Source organism: Anabaena sp. PCC 7108, assembly GCF_000332135.1.
Classification (GTDB): Bacteria; Cyanobacteriota; Cyanobacteriia; order Cyanobacteriales; family Nostocaceae; genus Anabaena.
Genome location: NZ_KB235896.1, coordinates 4270501 through 4290193 on the forward strand (window position 1 = coordinate 4270501; position 19693 = coordinate 4290193).

The 19693-nt window shown below is 38.8% G+C and carries 12 protein-coding genes; 5 read left to right on the forward strand and 7 right to left on the reverse strand.

The window, feature by feature from the left end; all coding sequences use genetic code 11:
• Positions 1–51 precede the first annotated feature (51 nt).
• From ANA7108_RS0120020 to ANA7108_RS0120030, 3 genes are all read left to right on the forward strand, one after another.
• Positions 52–597 carry a rhodanese-like domain-containing protein gene (locus ANA7108_RS0120020; RefSeq protein WP_016952605.1) on the forward strand — a complete coding sequence of 182 codons (546 nt, stop codon included), beginning with the start codon at positions 52–54 and terminating at the stop codon, positions 595–597.
• Positions 594–1448, forward strand: a complete 855-nt coding sequence (locus ANA7108_RS0120025) for a sulfite exporter TauE/SafE family protein (protein ID WP_016952606.1) — start codon at positions 594–596, stop codon at positions 1446–1448. Before ANA7108_RS0120020 ends, ANA7108_RS0120025 begins: the two co-directional genes overlap by 4 nt.
• Before the next feature lie 63 nt (positions 1449–1511).
• Positions 1512–1865, forward strand: a complete 354-nt coding sequence (locus ANA7108_RS0120030; protein WP_016952607.1) for a helix-turn-helix transcriptional regulator — start codon at positions 1512–1514, stop codon at positions 1863–1865.
• A gap of 460 nt (positions 1866–2325) precedes the next feature.
• Here ANA7108_RS0120030 and ANA7108_RS31275 read toward each other — a convergent pair whose 3' ends face one another.
• Complete coding sequence (locus tag ANA7108_RS31275) at positions 2326–8949, reverse strand: ExeM/NucH family extracellular endonuclease (protein WP_016952608.1); 6624 nt, start codon at positions 8947–8949, stop codon at positions 2326–2328.
• Between the two features lie 870 nt (positions 8950–9819).
• On the opposite strand from ANA7108_RS31275, the gene ANA7108_RS27735 reads away from it, so the two are divergent.
• Entirely contained in the window at positions 9820–12333 is a 2514-nt protein-coding gene (locus ANA7108_RS27735) for a plasma-membrane proton-efflux P-type ATPase (protein ID WP_016952609.1), read from the forward strand.
• Positions 12334–12654: 321 nt separating this feature from the next.
• Here the strand turns inward: ANA7108_RS27735 and ANA7108_RS0120045 are convergent, their stop codons facing one another.
• Positions 12655–12891 (reverse strand): DUF6737 family protein, encoded by a 237-nt coding sequence (locus ANA7108_RS0120045; RefSeq protein WP_016952610.1) that lies wholly within the window; start codon positions 12889–12891, stop codon positions 12655–12657.
• A gap of 307 nt (positions 12892–13198) precedes the next feature.
• Here ANA7108_RS0120045 and ANA7108_RS0120050 point away from each other — a divergent pair, with 307 nt between their 5' ends.
• Entirely contained in the window at positions 13199–14560 is a 1362-nt protein-coding gene (locus ANA7108_RS0120050; protein ID WP_016952611.1) for an NAD(P)/FAD-dependent oxidoreductase, read from the forward strand.
• Positions 14561–14935: 375 nt separating this feature from the next.
• Here the strand turns inward: ANA7108_RS0120050 and ANA7108_RS0120055 are convergent, their stop codons facing one another.
• From ANA7108_RS0120055 to ANA7108_RS0120075, 5 genes are all read right to left on the reverse strand, one after another.
• Positions 14936–15883, reverse strand: coding sequence for an FTR1 family protein (locus tag ANA7108_RS0120055; protein ID WP_016952612.1), 948 nt, complete (start codon positions 15881–15883; stop codon positions 14936–14938).
• A gap of 75 nt (positions 15884–15958) precedes the next feature.
• Entirely contained in the window at positions 15959–16393 is a 435-nt protein-coding gene (locus ANA7108_RS0120060) for a bacterioferritin (protein ID WP_016952613.1), read from the reverse strand.
• 180 nt (positions 16394–16573) lie between these two features.
• The gene (locus ANA7108_RS0120065; protein WP_016952614.1) at positions 16574–17614 is read right to left on the reverse strand and encodes a helix-hairpin-helix domain-containing protein; all 1041 of its coding nucleotides are present in this window, start codon (positions 17612–17614) and stop codon (positions 16574–16576) included.
• A gap of 178 nt (positions 17615–17792) precedes the next feature.
• Positions 17793–18974 carry a WD40 repeat domain-containing protein gene (locus ANA7108_RS27740; RefSeq protein WP_237741531.1) on the reverse strand — a complete coding sequence of 394 codons (1182 nt, stop codon included), beginning with the start codon at positions 18972–18974 and terminating at the stop codon, positions 17793–17795.
• 165 nt (positions 18975–19139) lie between these two features.
• Positions 19140–19670, reverse strand: a complete 531-nt coding sequence (locus tag ANA7108_RS0120075; protein ID WP_016952616.1) for a ferric reductase-like transmembrane domain-containing protein — start codon at positions 19668–19670, stop codon at positions 19140–19142.
• Positions 19671–19693: the final 23 nt, after the last annotated feature.

Sequence of the window (19693 nt, forward strand, 5' to 3'; positions counted from 1 at the left end):
TTGGCGTTGCATAATTAAAGAAAAAAACAAAAGAATTTAGGAGAGAATTTTATGACCACTTCTCATTTGAAGACATTACAAACTATTGACGCTCCAACTCTCAAGCAGTTACTTGAACAAGAAGCTGTGACATTAATTGATGTACGAGAACCTTCTGAGTATACAGGAGAGCATATCCCTACCGCCAGATTGGTTCCTCTTTCTCAGTTTAATCCACATCAAGTTCCTCAAGATCAAAGTACAAAGGTAGTTCTTTACTGTCGTTCTGGAAATCGCTCGACAATGGCTGCTAAAAAGCTATTTGATGCGGGATTTAATACGGTTACTCATTTAGATTCGGGACTGGGTGCATGGAAAGCCGCAGGTTATCCCACCAACATTAACGACAATGCACCGATTAGTTTAATGCGTCAGGTGCAAATTGTGGCAGGTTCTTTGGTATTTACAGGCACAGTGCTAGGTGCTTTTGTTTCTCCCTGGTTCTTAATTCTCAGTGGTTTTGTGGGAGCAGGATTGATGTTTGCTGGCATCACAGATACCTGTATGTTAGGGATGTTGCTGGTTAAACTACCTTACAATCAACGGAGCAGTGTATGACCTGGATGATTGGGCATCTACTGGCTGCCTGTATTGGGGTCAGCTTGGGTTTAATTGGTGGTGGTGGGTCAGTATTGGCGTTGCCGATTTTGGTTTATGTGATGGGTGTACCGCCAAAATCTGCGATCGCTATGACTTTAGTGATTGTCGGGACTGTCAGTATACTCGGCTTGATACCTCACTGGCAAGCTAAAAATGTCAACTTCAAGACTGCTTTTATTTTTGGTTCTACCACCATGCTGGGGGCATTTCTGGGGGCAAAAATTGCCACACTGCCATTTGTTACCGAATCTGTACAAATGATGCTGTTTGCGGTGATGATGTTACTAGCAGCACTATTTATGATTCAGAGGAGTTCTCAGTCTGTAATAGCAGATGAAAATTTGGCACTTTATCCCCCACCTATCTGCAAGTATTGTTGGTTGTGGTTAATGACTGAAGGTTTAGGTGTGGGAGTATTAACTGGATTAGTTGGTGTGGGTGGTGGATTTGCGATCGTTCCCGCTTTGGTATTGTTAGGAAAAGTCCCAATAAAAAAGGCGATTGGAACATCCCTACTCATCATTATCTTTAATTCAATTTCCGGCTTTTTAGGCTATGTAGGACACGTCCCCCTCAATTGGAACTTGATCTTATCCTTTATTATTGCTGCCAGTTTGGGAACAATTCCTGGTGCGTACTTTGCTCAGTTTGTACCGGCACAAAAACTTCAGAAAACCTTTGGTTATTTTCTCTTAGCAGTTGCATCTGTGGTGTTGGTGCAAAATTTTCATCCACCTCAATCTTCTAAGGTATCGAGTCATCATTCCACCAGCATGGTAGAGCGTAGTTTTAGGGCTAAGTCCTATTGATCAATATATGCTATACTAGCATATAGCAATATAGTAGATAAAAATATTTGACTGCCATTGTCTATGTTAAAAACTTCACCAGCGGCTCTAGGACAAATTGCTGATTATTTTAAAGTGCTTTCAGAAATCAGCCGCCTCCAGGTTCTCTGTTGTTTGAAGTCAGGTAGCAAAAATGTCACAGAAATTATTGAAGCCACTGGATTGGGACAAGCAAATGTTTCCAAGCATTTGAAGATATTAACACAAGCGGGAATTGTCAAGCGGCAACCACAGGGGGTGAGTGTTTATTATGAAATTACTGACCCCCTAATTTTTGAGATATGTGAGCTGGTGTGCGATCGCCTTTCAATTCGCTTAGAAGAACAGTCACAGCAGTTAAAACAACTAGTACCACTGCGCGGAATCCCTAATTCCTGATAGCAGTTCCCATGCTCGTGAGGTATAGCAGGTGACTCTTAACAGGTGACTCTTAACAGGTGACAGTGCTAAAACTCTTTTGGTGTCTAAGTTTTAGCATTGGTAGATGTCCTAACCGCCTTGTCCGTTGCTATACAAAGTTTTTTAGTTTTAGGGAACAGGGAACTCTTAACAGGGAATAAATTTGTGTGTACTTCATTAGACTGGGAAACGCTATATACCAATTTTATGTAAGGTTGCACATAATATCATGTCCAGTTGTTCGCGTAGCGTCTCGTCAGAGATATACTTATCATTTAGACTGACGCTCAAGACACGGAGACGCGGGGACGGGGAGATTTTTTTTGATAAGTGATTAGGCGGACATGATATAAAATATTACGTTAAATATGCGTTATCCAGCACCCTTGTAAAGACGTTCCATGGAACGTCTCTACATTATTTTTTACCTGCAAGTCTCTTAACTGAATAAGAAATTAGATCCAAACAAGTTCTCATTCACATTAGTACTAGTAAAGCCAGAGGTAGCAGATAAAGTGATTAACAACTGACCTGTACCAAAGCCTAAATTCCCCATAGTACCATCACTGATTCGTAATTGGGTATTAGCGCCAAATGTGACAACATCAATGTTATCAATACCAGAGAATTCCAAGTGATCTCCAGTAGCATTACGCTCAAATTGGTAAATAGTATCTAAACCATCACCAGCCGCATAATGAACAACATCGATGAAACCATCGTTTGCACCTAAATAAAGGGCATCATTACCTACACCACCAAACAGGATATCTGCACCTGTACCACCAGTGAGCTTATCGTTACCATCTCCACCAATGAGGATATTGTTACCGCTATTGCCGATGATGTTGTTATTGTCGCCGTTGCCTGTACCGTCGATATTGTCAACGCCTGTCAGGGTTAGGTTTTCAACGTTATTGAGAGTAAAGCTAACAGAGGCATAAACTGTGTCTATCCCTTGATTGGCATTTTCCACAACAGTATCACCAAGGCTATCGATGTAGTAAATATCATTACCATCTCCACCAATCAGGGTATCATCCCCTGTACCACCATTGAGGTGATCGTTACCATCTCCACCAATCAGGGTATCATCACCTGCACCACCACTGAGCTTATCGTTACCATTTCCCCCATCAAGGATATTGTTACCGCTATTACCGATGATGTTGTTATTATCGTCGTTACCTGTACCGTCGATATTGTCAACGCCTGTCAGGGTTAGTCTTTCAACGTTGTTGAGAGTAAAGCTAACAGAGGCATAAACTGTGTCTATCCCTTGATTGGCATTTTCCACAACAGTATCACCAAGGCTATCGATGTAGTAAATGTCATTACCATCTCCACCAATCAGGGTATCATCACCTGTACCACCATTGAGGTGATCGTTACCATTTCCCCCAATCAGGGTGTCATCACCTGCACCACCACTGAGCTTATCGTTACCATTTCCCCCATCAAGAATATTGTTACCGCTATTACCGATGATGTTGTTATTATCGTCGTTACCTGTACCGTCGATATTGTCAACGCCTGTCAGGGTTAGTCTTTCAACGTTGTTGAGAGTAAAGCTAACAGAGGCATAAACTGTGTCTATCCCTTGATTGGCATTTTCCACAACAGTATCACCAAGGCTATCGATGTAGTAAATATCATTACCATCTCCACCAATCAGGGTATCATCACCTGTACCACCATCGAGTATGTCGTTACCATCTCCACCATACAAATCATCATTGCTGGCTAAACCGTAAAGTCTATCATTACCCTCTAAACCTTCTAATTTATCTGGGTTAGCTGTGCCTTTGAGAGTATCATTATTGACTGTGCCAATGATAGAGTTTTTAGCAGCACTGAGATTCAGTCCAATAATAACTGGATCATGATCAGAAGCACGGAATTGGTCAGCATTATATAAGCTGGTTTGCTGTCCTACTGATTTAAAGTTGGTGTTGTAGTCTAAAACATTAGGTTCATCAGCATTAATATGCCATTTTTCAGCCCCTGTTACTTGTGTTGCTAAACTGCCTGTAGCTAAGGCATGATCTAAAGAACCCCACTGTCCATCGAAAACGTAAGAGTAGGATGTATTGGGCAGCAGGTTGTTATATCCAGCACCAGCTAAAGTAGTTAAGGGATCTTCCTGTGCGTAGGCATTAAGATCACCGATGATTAAATAATCTGAGTCAGTTGTACCTGTAGGATTTGTGGCTAACCATGCTGCTAAATCTTGAGATTGACGGGTACGTGTACCATTGGAAAAACCTTGACCGTCTCCCGCGTCAGCATCACCAACACCCCCAGAACTGGAACCCTTAGATTTAAAGTGATTGACTACAACAGTAAAGTCTTCACCATTGGAGTTTTGCTGGAAAGTTTGTGCTAGTGGTTTACGTCCAACTAAGTCAAATGCACCTTGACCATAGCCATCTACCATTGTAGCCGCACCACCTACGGGAGTGACTTGACCGGGTTTGTAGATTAATGCTACTTTAATTTCGTCTGTTCCCAAACTAGTACCAGGATTAATGAAAGCATAAGTTCCAGCACCTGCGATCGCATTTAATCCATTAACTAAATCCTGAATCGCACTAGTAGAACCATAACCATCATTTTCTATCTCTATTAATCCCATTACATCTGTGTCGGAATTAATAATGGCTTCGATAATTTTGTCCCGTTGACGATTAAACTCAGCTAGATTATCAGCACCCCGTGAAGTCGGAAAACCGCCACCAGTACCATTACCATTGAAGAAGTTGAGAACGTTGAAACTACCAACTTTGAGCGTACCACCTACATTTGGTGCTGTATCTGGACGAGAGTTAACTGGTGTAAAATCAACTCCCGTTGAGGTTTGCACACGATACCCTTCAAAACGTTGGTCTAAAACACCGCTAATGCTAGATACTGTATCACCACCGCGCAGGGTATTAGTAGCACTGAGAGGATTGCCACCACGACCAAAAATAATCGGGTCAGGGTTTTGAATACTGCGACCATCATCGAGGATGATTTTACGTTTAGCAATATCCTCTAAATAAGCAGTGTATCCACTGACGCTAGGAGCATTAAATTGAGTATATTGTTCAAGTCTGCCATCAGTACCAGGTTGGTTACTAGCACCTGTTGCGGAGAGAACAACTTGACCAAAACGACCTAATTGGAAATGTTCGGTGACAGTTAAATCCCCACTTCCTGCACTGACATTAACCAACATTCCTTCATAGCTTTCTAAGTCGGCAACGCTAGTCACAGGAAATTGAATGTTAGTAACTGTGGGTAGGGCATTAGCACCTAGATTAGCAAAATTTGTCAGATTAGAAAGTTGAGTTAAGCTGCTGGTAATACCGCTGCTGGTGCTGGTAAATTCTCCGACAGTCCCACTTAATAGGACTTTATCACCGACGTTACCAAAGAATAAACCTGTGGGATCATAAACAAAGATACCTTCTGAGGTTGTGGAGTCGTTATCAGTATCAGCATCTTCTTCTTGAACATAGAAGCCATTCAGTTGAGAAGTACCCAGGAATGTACTCACAACAATACCTTCAATGGTTTGAGTGCCACTAAAAGCAGAATTAAAGGTTGCACCACTACCTTGTATATCGTGGATTTTGGTAATTACAAAATCATCGTCTGTAACTGTGACATTGGTAGTAACATTACTAAAGCCTGTTGCCGAAGCCGTAATGGTGACGTTTTGAGAACCATCTACTAAAGCATCATCTACAGCATCTACGGTAAAAGTAGCGCTATCTTGTCCTGCGGCGATAATTACTGTAGTGGGAACAGTGGCTTCTGAGGTGTCGTTGCTAGAGAGTGTAACTGCCAGAGGATTGAGATTACTACCAGTGCGGGTGATTGTTCCTGTTGCTGCTGATATTCCTGCTGCTTCTGAGAAGCTGTTGGGTAAAATACTTAAACTCAAAGAATCTGCTAACCCACCGCGTAAAATGCTTAAATCTTGACCTGGGTTAGCATCTCCAGGTGTGGGAAAATCAGTGGTATTAGCGGGGAAGTCATACCGAATCCAGTTAGTTGCATTATCGTTACCAGCGGCGGTATTGCCTTTGTAGTAAGCGTTATCGGCGACACTGGGTAAATTGATGTCAACTAATCCAGCCGGTGCATCACCACCATCACTTTCAAAGGAAATAAAGTCTAGGTAAATATTATCAGTTCCACTACTATTACCATCTGCTCCTGGTAAGTAGAGATATAGAGCTTCACCACCAGTAGATAAGCCTGTATTGATGCTGCCACCTAAACCATCGACACTAGTTGTTACACCTGTTCCTGGTGCAAGGACTATTTTCCAATCGTTAGCAGGGGGATTAATAGTTGTGTCTGTAGTAATTCCGGCTGTTGTTGTCCAAACGCTAATTACTGTACCTTTGGCAATATTGCTTAAGAAGGAATCATTACCAAAAACAAAGACTGATTCATTGTTGTTGAGGACACCGCCAACAAGTTCATTATCACTCACCCGTAATCCCCGCAAATCAGCGTTATCTTTGAGGACTAATAGTTCAAAAAAGTCGTTACCGTTACCATCGTTGTCTGAGGCATATTCATTAAAAATGATGTCTCCTGGTGCGAGGGTAGCAGGTGGGGTAATGCTATCGTTGTCAGCAATGGTGACGGTGGCTGTAGTTGTTGCCCCCAAGGTGTAGTTAGGGCTATTATCCAGGGTGAGTGTGACTGTTTCACTACCTTCTATATCTGTATCATCAATTGGGGTAATGATGATATCAACAAAGGAACTGTTAGCGGCAATTGTGGCAGTACCTGTTAAGGTTGGGGTGTAGTCTGTGCCATCATTAGCAGCTTGACCTGCACCTGTGGCAATGGTGTAGTTCACTATAAAGTCTGTAGCGGTGTCACCTGTCCGGGTAATGCGGAAAGTTCCTGGATTTGCATTAGCTTCTGCTGCGTCGGCATCTATGGCAGTAATTGTGACTGTGGGAGTGGAAAGTACTTCAGCACCTAATGTAACTACATCACTGCGGAATTTCTTGAAGTTGTTTTCTGTGAGTTCTTTGGCAATTGTGCCGTCGTTGTACCAAATTTTATCGCCGTTATCTACAAGTATTTGGATTTGGGTGGTGTCAGTTAAGCCATTGGGGACTTCGACAATTGACTCAAAGCTACCTCCAGCATTCAAGGCTGTTAAATCTGCGGTTCTGAGTGTAGGTGCATCGGCTGCATTTCCCGTCCAAGTATATAATCTAAAGTCATTGGGGGCTGCTCCTGCATCTCCTGCTGCACCGGCAATAATTATGTATTGGTTGGCGGCATTTTTTCTAATTTCCCGAATTCCACGACCACCTAAATCTAACTCAATGGGAGCGCCAAAGGTGGCTGTTCCTTGTGTACCACCAGTCGGAGATAGTAAGCTGGTAAAGTTGGTGACAGGAACAATCAGGGCTTTTGTTCTACCAGCAGTAGGTTCTTGGGGAGCGCGAAAAGCTATGTATGCGGTGCTGTTATCAGGAGCCATTTCTAGCCCTTCGATATTGTAACCGTCAGATTGTTTAGAGCCGATGCCTGTAGCCGCACTAGCAGCTAATCCGTAGTAGTTTGCACCTTTACCGTGAAGGTTGTTGACATCCCAAGCAATGATGTCTTCTTTGAGAAAATCATACCTACCCGCGTAACTTAAAGTTGTATTAGCGCCTGTGCCTGAGATATCTGTGGCAAAAATGCGATCGCGGTTGGGACGAAAACTACCAGAATCGCTGTTACTCTGTGAACCCATCCAGAAAATGCGATTTCCTACACGGGTAGAAGCTTCAATATCGACTTCTCTGGGTACTCCACCAGATAAATCTGTGAGTCCAAGAGAGGATGTAAAGTCAAAACCTGCAACAGGTAAACCAGAATTAGTGCGATCGTATAGTCGCAAAACTTGATTCTCGTCGTCTGCAACTAGGGTATAGTTGGCATCAATAGCGATCGCTGTGGAAGCGTCTGAAGTACCTGTTAAGAAGCGGCTGTTGCTTGTTCCTGCTTCTGAAGCTGCATATTTGATCACGTAGGAATTGCTCAGTGTCCCATCGCTGACGGTGACAGTAATGTCTGCAAAGCCTATACCCACTGGAGTAATTTTCAGATTTCTATCACCTCCAATTCCAGAAATTACCAAGTTACCATCAGCGACAACGGTTTTATTGTTGCTGGTTGCAGTCACAATTAAGGAATTAGGAGTTTCGACATCATTAATATCAAACTCAATCCCAATTGTACTAGCTGGGTCTGTGGGATCATTAATCACACCACTAACATAAGTTGCCGGATTTGCACTTGGGCTACTGGCAGAAACATTGAGAAAAAGTGTGGTTTTTTCAGGATCATCAACTGTATTGATAATATCTGCTTCAATAGTGGGGGCTGTATTTGTCACACCACTAGAAACACTAATACTACCAGTTGGTAAAGTAGTTAAATTACTAAAAGTCCAGTTAGCTGAATTGTTGATTGCTGTTAACCAATCTGCTTTTGAACCAGTGCCAAGGGTGTTAAGATTAAATGCGGCATAAGTCGCTAAGTTATCAAATAAAACCGCCGTATTATTAGCCTGAGATAATCCGGGAACTACATTACCTTCACTGGAACTAGTCGCATTTTCAAAAGTCCCTGTATTATCAATCTGATAAATTCCTGTAAATCCTGAAAATATTGGATTTGTCCCATTTGTTGATTGAATAGCCGCGATTTGTTCACCACTTTGGCTGAAGGAAAGGTCTGCATAACTACCACCAGCACCAATTGCCCCCGATTTAGTCCAGGTAAAATTAGCTGAAGATGTATCAGTGCTTCTGATGACGGTTCCCGCAGGAATATCAGTAGTGGCTGTGAATTTAATTAAATTTTCGTTACCATCAGCATCAGTGTTGGTAACTCCTCGAAAACCTGTACCAGTCCAGCCATTATCAGTGAAATAAATTACCGTACCTGCACCAATGGAAACTAGATTAACAAATGAAAAAGAGTCGGGATTACCGTTAGTAATGTAACCAGTAATCGCAATATCGCCAGCAGTAAGAGTGGTAGAAGTCATAAATATCCGTAACTAGAGAATGTATTGTGTTGTATGTGTTTACAGCAAAAACCTGACTACAAAAATAGTGTTAGTAGTCAGTGCTATCTCCATAGCAATATTCTTTGCTTGGGTTATGGACAGATGTTTTTAGTAAGTTCTCAACAACAACCTCAGTACTACTTGTTTGTTGTAAAGTTTTATATCAACACTAAACATATCTCAGCAACGTTAAGAAATAACTAGCAAATAGTTAAAGTAATGGTTAATTTGTTGATTGTCAGCAGAGTCAACGACTTACTATTGGCAGAATAGCAAGTATTTTTAGAAACAAATAGACAAAAATCATTTAGTAAATCAAAGAAAAGTTAGCGCCAAATTTATTTGCTAGAGAGGTTCCATGTAACATCTCTACAGCAAAGGATAAATTGCATCTTCATCAAGAAACGGTATCAGGGCTTTAGCCCTATCAAACCTAGCAAGATAGGGCTAAATAACTGACGACAACAAAAAGTTTATCTTACATTTAATTCTGCCTACCTACTCAAGTACAAGATATGAGTAAACATAAAACTGACTCTGGGAGGATGATTAGGAAAATAAATACAGCTAGAGTTAATAGCCACAAACTCAGGACTTACGCAACTGGCACATTAGTAGGGTGCGTCAGATATCAACAATTTGTTTATTTGCAGGATTTATGCAGTAGTAAAGCACCCTGACACATTAGTAGGGTGCGTCAGATATCAACAATCTATTTATTTGCAGGATTTATGCAGTAGTAAAGCACCCTACAACAGATTTTTAGTGTGACACTTGCGTAAGTCCTAAAACTAAAAATTCAGACTATTTCAAAAGCATGATTGATTAAAAAATCACCGTCAGAAATCTATGCAAAAACAACTTCATCACCAAAATCAAAATAACCAAACTAGAGATTTAGCAAACCTCAGTCTTGAAGAATTACAAACTCAATTAAGAGTTTCCTTAGGGCATGGACTAACTCAGGAAGAATCCCATCATCGTCTTTCCAGCTATGGCTACAATGAAATAACAGAGCAAAAAATCAGTGCTTTACAACAGTTTTTATCTCATTTTTTGGGTCCAATTCCTTGGATGATTGAAGTAGCAATAATTCTCTCAGCCCTGGTCAAGGATTGGGTAGATTTTACAATTATTTTAATTTTGTTAATAGTTAATAGTGTCATTGGCTTTTGGACAGAATTTCAAGCCGGAAATGCCATTGCTGCGCTTAAAGCCCAACTTGCTCTTAATGCTCGTGTGAAACGAGATGGTGAATGGATGACAGTACTTGCTCGTGAATTAGTACCGGGAGATATAATTCATTTGCGAATTGGTGATGTAATTCCAGCAGATATTCGATTGTTAGAGGGTGATTCTATCGAAGTTGATCAAGCAGCATTAACTGGCGAATCTCTACCAGTAACAAGAGAAATGGGAGAGGTAGTCTACTCTGGATCAGTTCTCAAACGCGGTGAAATTGATGGATTAGTTTATGGTACAGGTGTAAATACATTTTTTGGGAAAACCGCGAGTTTAGTCGGTAATACCACTATTCACAGTCACTTTCAAAAAACTATTTTAAAGATTGGTAATTTTTTAATTGCTACTGCTTTAGTGTTAGTGACATTAATTGTTTTTGTGGCTCTTTATCGACATGATAATTTAGTCCACATTTTGAAATTTGTCTTAGTTTTAACTGTGGCTTCTATTCCTGTAGCTATGCCCGCAGTTTTATCAGCAACTATGGCAATTGGTTCGCAAGTCTTAGCAAAAAAACAGGCAATTGTTAGCCGTTTAGAATCAATAGAAGAAATTGCTGGCATGGATATTCTCTGCTCAGACAAAACTGGTACTTTGACTTTAAATCAATTGACTTTAGGAGAACCAATTGGTTTAGATAATGTTAGTCCTGAGCAAATAATTTTAGCAGCAGCTTTAGCTTGTCACAATGTCGAAGAAGATCCGATTGATCAGGCAATTATGGCAAGTTTAAAAGATCAAAAACAACTTACTAATTATCAAGTAACGAATTTTTTACCTTTTGACCCAGTTATTAAACGCACAGAAGCCACTATTTGTACACATGAAGGTCAAGAATTTAAAGTTAGTAAGGGAGCGCCTCAGGTAATTTTAGCCTTGGTTGCTAATAGTTATGAGATTGAAAAAGCTGTTAATAAAACTATTGATAATTTTGCAAAACGAGGTTTTCGAGCTTTAGGTGTTGCCCGAACTAATGCTGAAGGAAATTGGCAGTTTCTCGGTGTTTTGCCACTGTTTGATCCACCTCGTAGTGATTCTAAATTAGTAATTGAAGATTTAAAAAATTTGGGTATAAAAGTAAAAATGCTCACTGGTGATCAAGTGGCAATTGCTAAAGAAACTTGTCACCAATTAGGATTAGGAAATAATATACTTAGCGCTCAGTTATTTAGTACCAGCGATTCCCATAAAATGGGACAAATTGCTGATTCTGTTATGCAAGCAGATGGCTTTGGTCAAGTATTTCCTGAACATAAATATTATATTGTTGAAGCACTACAAAAGGGAGGGCATATTGTTGGCATGACAGGGGATGGTGTCAACGATGCACCAGCTTTAAAAAAGGCAGATGCTGGGATTGCGGTTTCTGGTGCAACTGATGCGGCTCGTGCTGCTGCTGATATCGTTTTATTAGCTCCTGGATTAACAGTAATTGCTGATGCTGTTAGGGAAAGTCGGAAAATTTTTCAACGAATGCATAGTTATGTTTTATATAGAATTGCCGAAACTATAGACATTTTATTTTTTCTAACGCTATCAATTTTAATTTTCAATTTCTATCCAATGACAGCAATTATGATTGTCTTGCTGGCTTTACTAAATGACGGGGCAATTTTAGCGATTGCTTATGATAAAACACGTCCTGATAATAAGCCCGCAAATTGGGATATGTTTTCTGTTTTAGGGATTTCTACCTTAATTGGTATTGCTAGTGTGTTTGGTTCTTTTGGCATTTTTTACATAGGCAAAGAACTATTAGAACTCAGTCCAGAAATGCTACAAACTTTAGTATACTTAAAACTTTCAGTTGCTGGTCATTTAACTATCTTTGTTACTCGCACTAAGAAATCGTTCTGGACGGAAAAACCTGCTAATATTTTAGTATTAGCAATTTTTGGTACTCAGCTTATTGCTAGTTTATTGGCTACATTTGGTTTTGGAATAATCGCTCCTATTGGTTGGGGTTTATCTGCTATAGTTTGGGGCTATTCTTTAGGATTGTTATTCATGCTTGACTGGGTAAAACATTTAGGATATGGATTATTTCATTATCACTTTTTAGGAGTATCATCTAGTGCAATAAGGCAGAAAGCAGCAGTAAATAAATCTTTGATTCTATAGGTAAGGGTTTAGCACTGCTAAACCCCTACACATCCAGATTCTATAGGAGAACTCCACAAAAAAGATAAACTGCTTGCAGCAGCGCTTCGCTATCCAAATTTCTGCAACTAAAATCACCTTTCCTCCCCCTGCTCTCAAAACGACGGGATATTTTTTTATTTGGAAGTCTCTAGGTAAGGGTTTAGCACTGCTAAACCCCTACACATCCAGGTTTTTCGTAATCTTACAAAAGTCCATATCCCAACCGTGTTTAGTATAACTCTTATTGCTCTCTATGTTGGCGGAATGTATATTATTTATCGGGATCTATTTTGATGGTAATTAAGGATGTTTTTCTAAATTATCCAAAACGCCACTGCGAATCATCAGTTGCGGCCAAATCAATAGAAAAAATCCCATCCAAATTAATAACGGAATAGCTACTAAAATTGTCAGCCAAATAATTTTGAATATTAACCAACTACCGCTAATTAATGTGACAGTAGTCAGCATAATTGACCAAGGCTGACACCACCAAGGTTTAAATTTCCAAGGACTAATTGTTTGTTGTTCAGACATTTTTGTGTTCAAATTTGTGTTCAAAAACTTTAGGGGAATTTGCTTATAGCACTATAACGGGCAATAGGTGAATTTTTTCATAAAGTTACTCCTAAACATTTGCACTTGCCTCTATTGATATTTAATCATATACATAAGTATTATATCAGCATTTATCCCCATCTTTTTTAACGATGATTCAATCCGTAACTTTGACTACTTTTAGTATTTTTTCAAGAGTTCTAAATAGACGGCAAAATACATTATAATTTTGTTACATATTTGTTAAGAAAGGTTACACGTCTCTTAACAAAAGGAAATATTGTTTATGGTTGTTCCACGTGAAAAGAATGCACCACATGAAGTTGTTATTGTTGGTGGTGGGTTTGGTGGATTGTATGCAGCAAAGGCTCTTGCTAATGCAAAGGTAAATGTTACCCTCATTGATAAACGTAATTTTCACCTATTTCAGCCGCTATTATATCAAGTTGCCACAGGTACGCTATCACCTTCTGATATTTCTGCACCATTGCGATCTGTATTCAGCAAAAGCAAGAATACAAAGGTGTTGTTAGGAGAAGTAAGTAATATTAATCCCAAAGCGCAACAAGTTATTTTGGGTGATGAAATAGTCCCTTATGATACATTAATTCTGGCCACAGGCGCTAATCATTCCTATTTTGGTAAGGATAACTGGAAAGAATTTGCTCCAGGTTTGAAAACTGTGGAAGATGCTATAGAAATGCGTCGGCAGATATTTTCAGCATTTGAAGCCGCAGAAAAAGAAAGTGATCCTATAAAACGTCGGGCTTTGTTGACTTTTGTGATTGTCGGCGGTGGTCCGACTGGTGTAGAATTGTCTGGTGCGATCGCAGAGTTAGCATACCAAACCCTCAAAGAAGATTTTCGCAACATTAACACCTCAGAAACGAAAATTTTACTATTGCAAGGGGGCGATCGCATTCTCCCACACATTGCCCCAGAATTATCGAAAGTAGCAGCAGAATCTTTACAAAAGTTGGGTGTGGTTATTCACACTAAAACCAGAGTCACAAATATTGAAAATGACATTGTTACTTTCAAGCAAAACGGTGAATTGACAGAAATTCCCTCAAAAACTATATTGTGGGCAGCCGGTGTGCAAGGTTCGGCTTTGGGAAAAATCCTCGCAGAACGTACAGATGTAGAGTGTGATTTCTCTGCCAGAGTAATTGTAGAACCTGACCTGAGTATCAAGGATTATAAAAACATTTTCGTAATTGGAGATTTAGCCAATTTCTCCCATCAAAATGGTAAGCCTTTACCCGGTGTCGCCCCCGTAGCTAAACAACAAGGAGAGTATGTAGGTAAACTAATTCAACTTCGGCTTCAAGGTCATACTTTGCCACAATTTAGTTATAATGATGTGGGTAGTTTGGCAATGATTGGGCAAAATTTAGCTGTTGTAGATTTAGGCTTCATCAAACTCACAGGTTTTATTGCTTGGGTATTTTGGCTAGTAATTCACATCTACTTCTTAATTGAGTTTGACACTAAATTAGTAGTAGTAATTCAATGGGCTTGGAATTATATTACTCGTAATCGTCGCTCTCGATTGATTACAGGTAAAGAAGCTTTTTTGGGAAAACCAACTATTAACAATAGCAGTCATGACCAAACTACAGAAAAGAAGCAGCCAGTCAATCTCTAGGATTTGTGGTTTGTAGTACCACTCCGTTATATCATGTCCGGTTGTTCGCGTAGCGTCTCGTCAGAGATATACTTATCATTTAGACTGACGCGGAGATTTTTTTTGATAAGTGATTAGTCGGACATGATATTAAATCCTATCTGCAAATCCGCCATTTCTCTCAACACTGAATTCACTTAGTGTGAGGTGGCGGTTTTAATTGTGAAAATTGCCATATTCGTGCTAGGGTAGGTCTATTTTTATCAATTTACCAAAACTTTTGATAATGACACTTTGTAGTTGATAGCTGTATCAAGTCCCGTCACACTGTTAATATAGTTTTGAAACCAAAGCTGGATCATCTTGACAAAATATCATTATCTATAATGTGTGGTCTTATTTTTGAATACTGGGAACACTTTTTTGATTTGGACTCTTTCCACCAGTAATGCTGCGGAAATACAAACCACCAATACTTAGTAAAAACGCCAAATAGCCAACAGCTTGTACTAGATAGAGGTTGTCTCTATAACCAAATAAAGACTTGAGAATGATGCCAGGAAATTGTTCATCAGGCAAAATTGTCTTAGTATTCCAAACCATTGGTCCTAAGATGCAAGAATGAACTCTAGTAAAGTGTTCATAATAGAAACAAAGGTTTTCTGAAGAACGACTACTCAGAGCCAGATTAGCTGTAGCATCATCAAAATGTTGTAAAGCTGAAACTACTAATCCAGCCACAATTAAAACTAATAAAACGCCCATGACTTGAAAAAATTGGCGGATATTAATTTTCACACCCCATTTAAATAATAAAACACCAATTGCGGCAGCAGCGGCTAAACCACCAAGTGCGCCTAAACTGGGTAATAAACCTTGTTGAAAATTGGCTGCTACAAAGAGAACAGTTTCAAAACCTTCGCGGACAATAGCAACTAAAATTAAACTAAAAACACCCCAACCTGCATTTGATTTTTGTGTTAGTGCTTCGGTGACTGCTCCCTCAACTTGCGCTTTCATAAATCTGGCTTGCTTAGTCATCCAGATTAGCATCCAACTGAGCATGACTATTGCTAACAGACTAAATACACCTTCTAAAATTGGTTCAACTACAGAAGTATATTGAGGATTAATTGAGCCAAGTATTTTAATTAACCAAGTGAATAAGACACCTATAAAAACGCTGACGACAAGCCCAACAGCGATACCAGCATATACCCAAAAATTAAGTCGAGATTGTTTGGCTTTTTTTAACAAAGCCAGGACAATACCCACTACAAGGGCTGCTTCTACTCCTTCTCGGAGGGTAATTACAAAAGTAGGTAAGGCAGTAGTAAAATCCATGTTCTTTTTTATTTATCATGAGTCATTGGTCATTAGTTTAAAAATGTTGAAATTTTGACTAATGACCAGAGAAGATTAGCTGAAATCGCGTAACATTTTCTTCAATTCGAGATTGTGCATCTCTTCTTGTCCGATCATGCCACGGGCGAATTCTTCTAGGTAAATACTGGCATTAGTGACAGTTTCTAGAAGACTTTTGTACATATCCAAAGCTTTCTTTTCATGGGATAAACTTTCTTCCAATATGTCTTTGACGTTATGTTTGAAAGTTTCTTCCATTGGGGCGATTCTCAAGGTAGGATGTCCCTCTAAACCGGTGAGAATTTCTCCTACTTGTTGAGCATGAAGTAAAGATTCGGTGGCTTGGGCTTTGAAGAATGCCACAATAGGTATGCGATTAGGACCTGTTACCATCAAGGAATAATGGGTGTAGCGAACTACCCCTGCTAGTTCAAATTCCATGATGGAATTGAGGATATCAATAGTCTTTTGGTGGTCAAGTTCTTGCATTAGTTGTTAAGTTCAGCAAAATTACAAATGGAGAGTATTTAGCTACCAATTATGAGTGAGAAGTTATACTTTTATCGGGTTTTGAAAAACCAAACTATCCTCACTCTTAGTTTTTAACTATTTTCTCTCTTATTAACCATTTTAAACTTCTTATTCTGTACTTCCAATGGTGTAAAAATACTAATTTTGTGCTTTAGTGTTAGTTTTTGATATCACTTTTTGAGTATTTTCCTCTATGGTTTTCACCAACTTGGTAACATCTTCTGGGGTTTTGACTGCTTGCGTTGGTGGGATAGCAGTTGGCCAAACTTTTACCAGTTCCACCAAAGCTGTATCTATGGCTTTGTGTTCTTCAGCATTTTCTTGCGCCATTTGGCTAAAAATACTTTTATATAGTTCTTGAGAATAGGCTACGAAGCCACGAGAATCTTGATATTCAATGGGGGCGGTAATTTTGCCATTAGCAATTGCAGCACCATATTCTGAGTTAGCCGAATCTAGTAAGCTATTGATTACTTGAAGCACAAATTCGGGTTTGCTGCGTTGTTCGGCTGGTAAGGCTGCGATCGCACTATCAACAGCTTGCACAGAAGTGGTAAAGTTAGTTTTTATTTTGGCATCCTTGGGATTAGATTTGACTAAATCGGTTAAACCTACCAAGTTACTTTTAAATTCTTTAACGTTGCGTTCATTTAGTTGTTCTTCAACATCAACATAAATTTCTTCAACTGGATGCCCAATATGGGGTTCAGCTTGTTTTGGTTGATTTTGATCTAGCAGTTCTTTGGCTACTAACAGATGTCCCTTCATTAATCCCAATTTGGTCATGTAGTCAACATCTTTTGCTTCACCTGTAAGTACCACTTCCTGAACAGTCACCATATCTTTAATTTGGTCAAACTGTTGTTGGTTGATGACTTTTTTGCTGACTAAATCTTCTGGATTAGCGTAGGGACGACTAGCTTGAATTTTGTTAGATAAAGCCGGCACACCTAGTTTAGCTTCAAATTTATCCAATTCTGACAATATAGCACTATTAATATTAATTTTGGCTTTACCACCGTGACCGCTGTGGGTGGTAGTTTCTGTCACTTGGGCTGTACTTGAGGCTGTACTTGGTGTTGATTGAATATCTGCTGTTGGTGTGTCGCTGTTACAAGAACTCAGGGAAATTATGGCACAAGCAGCGATAGACAAGAATATGTAACGGGATTTGATCATTTTTGCTTCTAGGGGATTGGATAGCTTGAACAAGCCTCAGAGTTTTTTCAGCAACTCTTATCTTGATTTATCATAAATGAGAGTTTTTATCAAATAATTTATCCGGGTTTGTGTATAATTTCATATTTTTTTTAAGTTATCTGGCTGTACACTTATGAAATTTTAGCAGTAACTAGTATTATTTTTTACTAAAAACTGTATTTTGATGAGCATAATTCAAATTATGCTGATATTCAATTATCTTTTTCTGGGCAACTGGATAATGAATACTAGAAACTGGAATAGTTTGCATTAATTTTATAGCTTGTTGCCAACTATTAACAACTTTCTGCCATCCCTGTAAAGATTTTGCTGTTTGGGTAAGATTAGCAGCATATATAGCTGCATTCACAGCTTGACGAAAATTATCAGATTGGGAATCAAAACTAAATTTAAGATTTGTGATTGCTGAAGATAAAGGCCAAAGTTTAATAGTTGCGTCTGCACTACCACTGACAAGAATCTGTTGATTAGGACTGAAAGCTAAAGACCAAACTGCTTTTTTATGACCCTTAAGCGTATTAATTAATTTGCCATTTCCTACATTCCATAATTTAATAGTATGATCATAACTACCACTGGCTAAAGTATGTCCATCAGGACTAAAAACTACAGAATAGACGGCTTTATTATGTCCTGTCAAAGAGTGACTTAATTCTCCAGTTTGGATATTCCATAGTCTAATAGTATGATCAGAACTACCACTAGCCAGATATTTACCATCAGGACTAAAAGCTATAGACCAAATTGCTTGTTCATGTGCTGCTAAAGGTATTCTAATTTTTCCTGTAGGAATATGCCAAAGCATGATTTTACCACTTTCCCCAGCACTAGCCAATATTTTGCCATCTGGGCTAATAGCAACTGTTCTAATTTCATCTGATTTTTGAAAAGTGCGGACAATTTCACCAGTTTCTAGATTCCATAGTTTAACAGTTTTGTCCCAGCTACTACTAGCCAATATTTTGCCATTTGGGCTAAATGCAACAGATTTCACATCATCTGAATGTCCAGATAAAGTCCGAATTAATTTCCCTGTTTGCAAACTCCAAAGCTTAATATTGTGATCCCAACTACCACTAGCTATGATTTGGCTATCGGGGCTAATAGCTACGGAATTGACTGAATTGCCATGTCCACAAAGCTTGTGAGTGATTTTACCTGTTTGTATATTCCAGACATCAATGTCTTTATTAAGATTACCATTAACTATGGTTTTTCCATCTGGGCTAATAGCTACAGAATAAACACGCAAACCCTTATTAATATTAAGAGTTTGATTATTTGACTCAATTGTATTTATAGTATTTTGACTATTCATATTTAAATTGAATTTAACTAAACCTAAGAGACCCAGGCTTAGTAATATAAAAAATTCGCAATTGCAAACCATTTTATAAGTAAAATATTTAAGATTCGCAGCAGAAGATATTTTTTCCATAATGAATCCTTTTATTGTGTGAGATAAAATTGTGTTTTAAATTACCTATTTTTTGGCTTGTTGATAATATTGTTTTTGGTACTCTATCCAGCGTCTTTTTAAGAATAAAGCAATAATTGCTGTCATACATATTAATTCTACTGGAGTTAAAAGATTCCAATGACCAGACATTTTTTCTTGAATATGCCAGAATAAGAAAAATATAGCTGTGTAGGTTAACTGATGTAACCGTCGCCAGTTTTTCTTCAATTTTTTCACACTCCAATCATTGGAAGTAAATGCAAGTAAAGCAAATATAATTAATGATGCCGTTCCTTCTACAGAGATGCTATAAGTTTGTAAATCAAATAAATCTACATTTCTTTTAATTACTATTAAAACTACATGAACTAAAGCTACTAAAAAAGCTAAAATGCCTAATTGGCGACGATATTTCAATAAATTAGCTATGAATTTTGCTTTTTTGAAGACTGGAAAACCTATTCTTAAAGAACTAGGCAGCAAAGTTAAAATATAAGCCAATAATGATAAAAACCCTAAGAAATTAGCAGGAGATATTGAAGAATCAATTGACATATATGGAGGGCTTTTTTATGTTA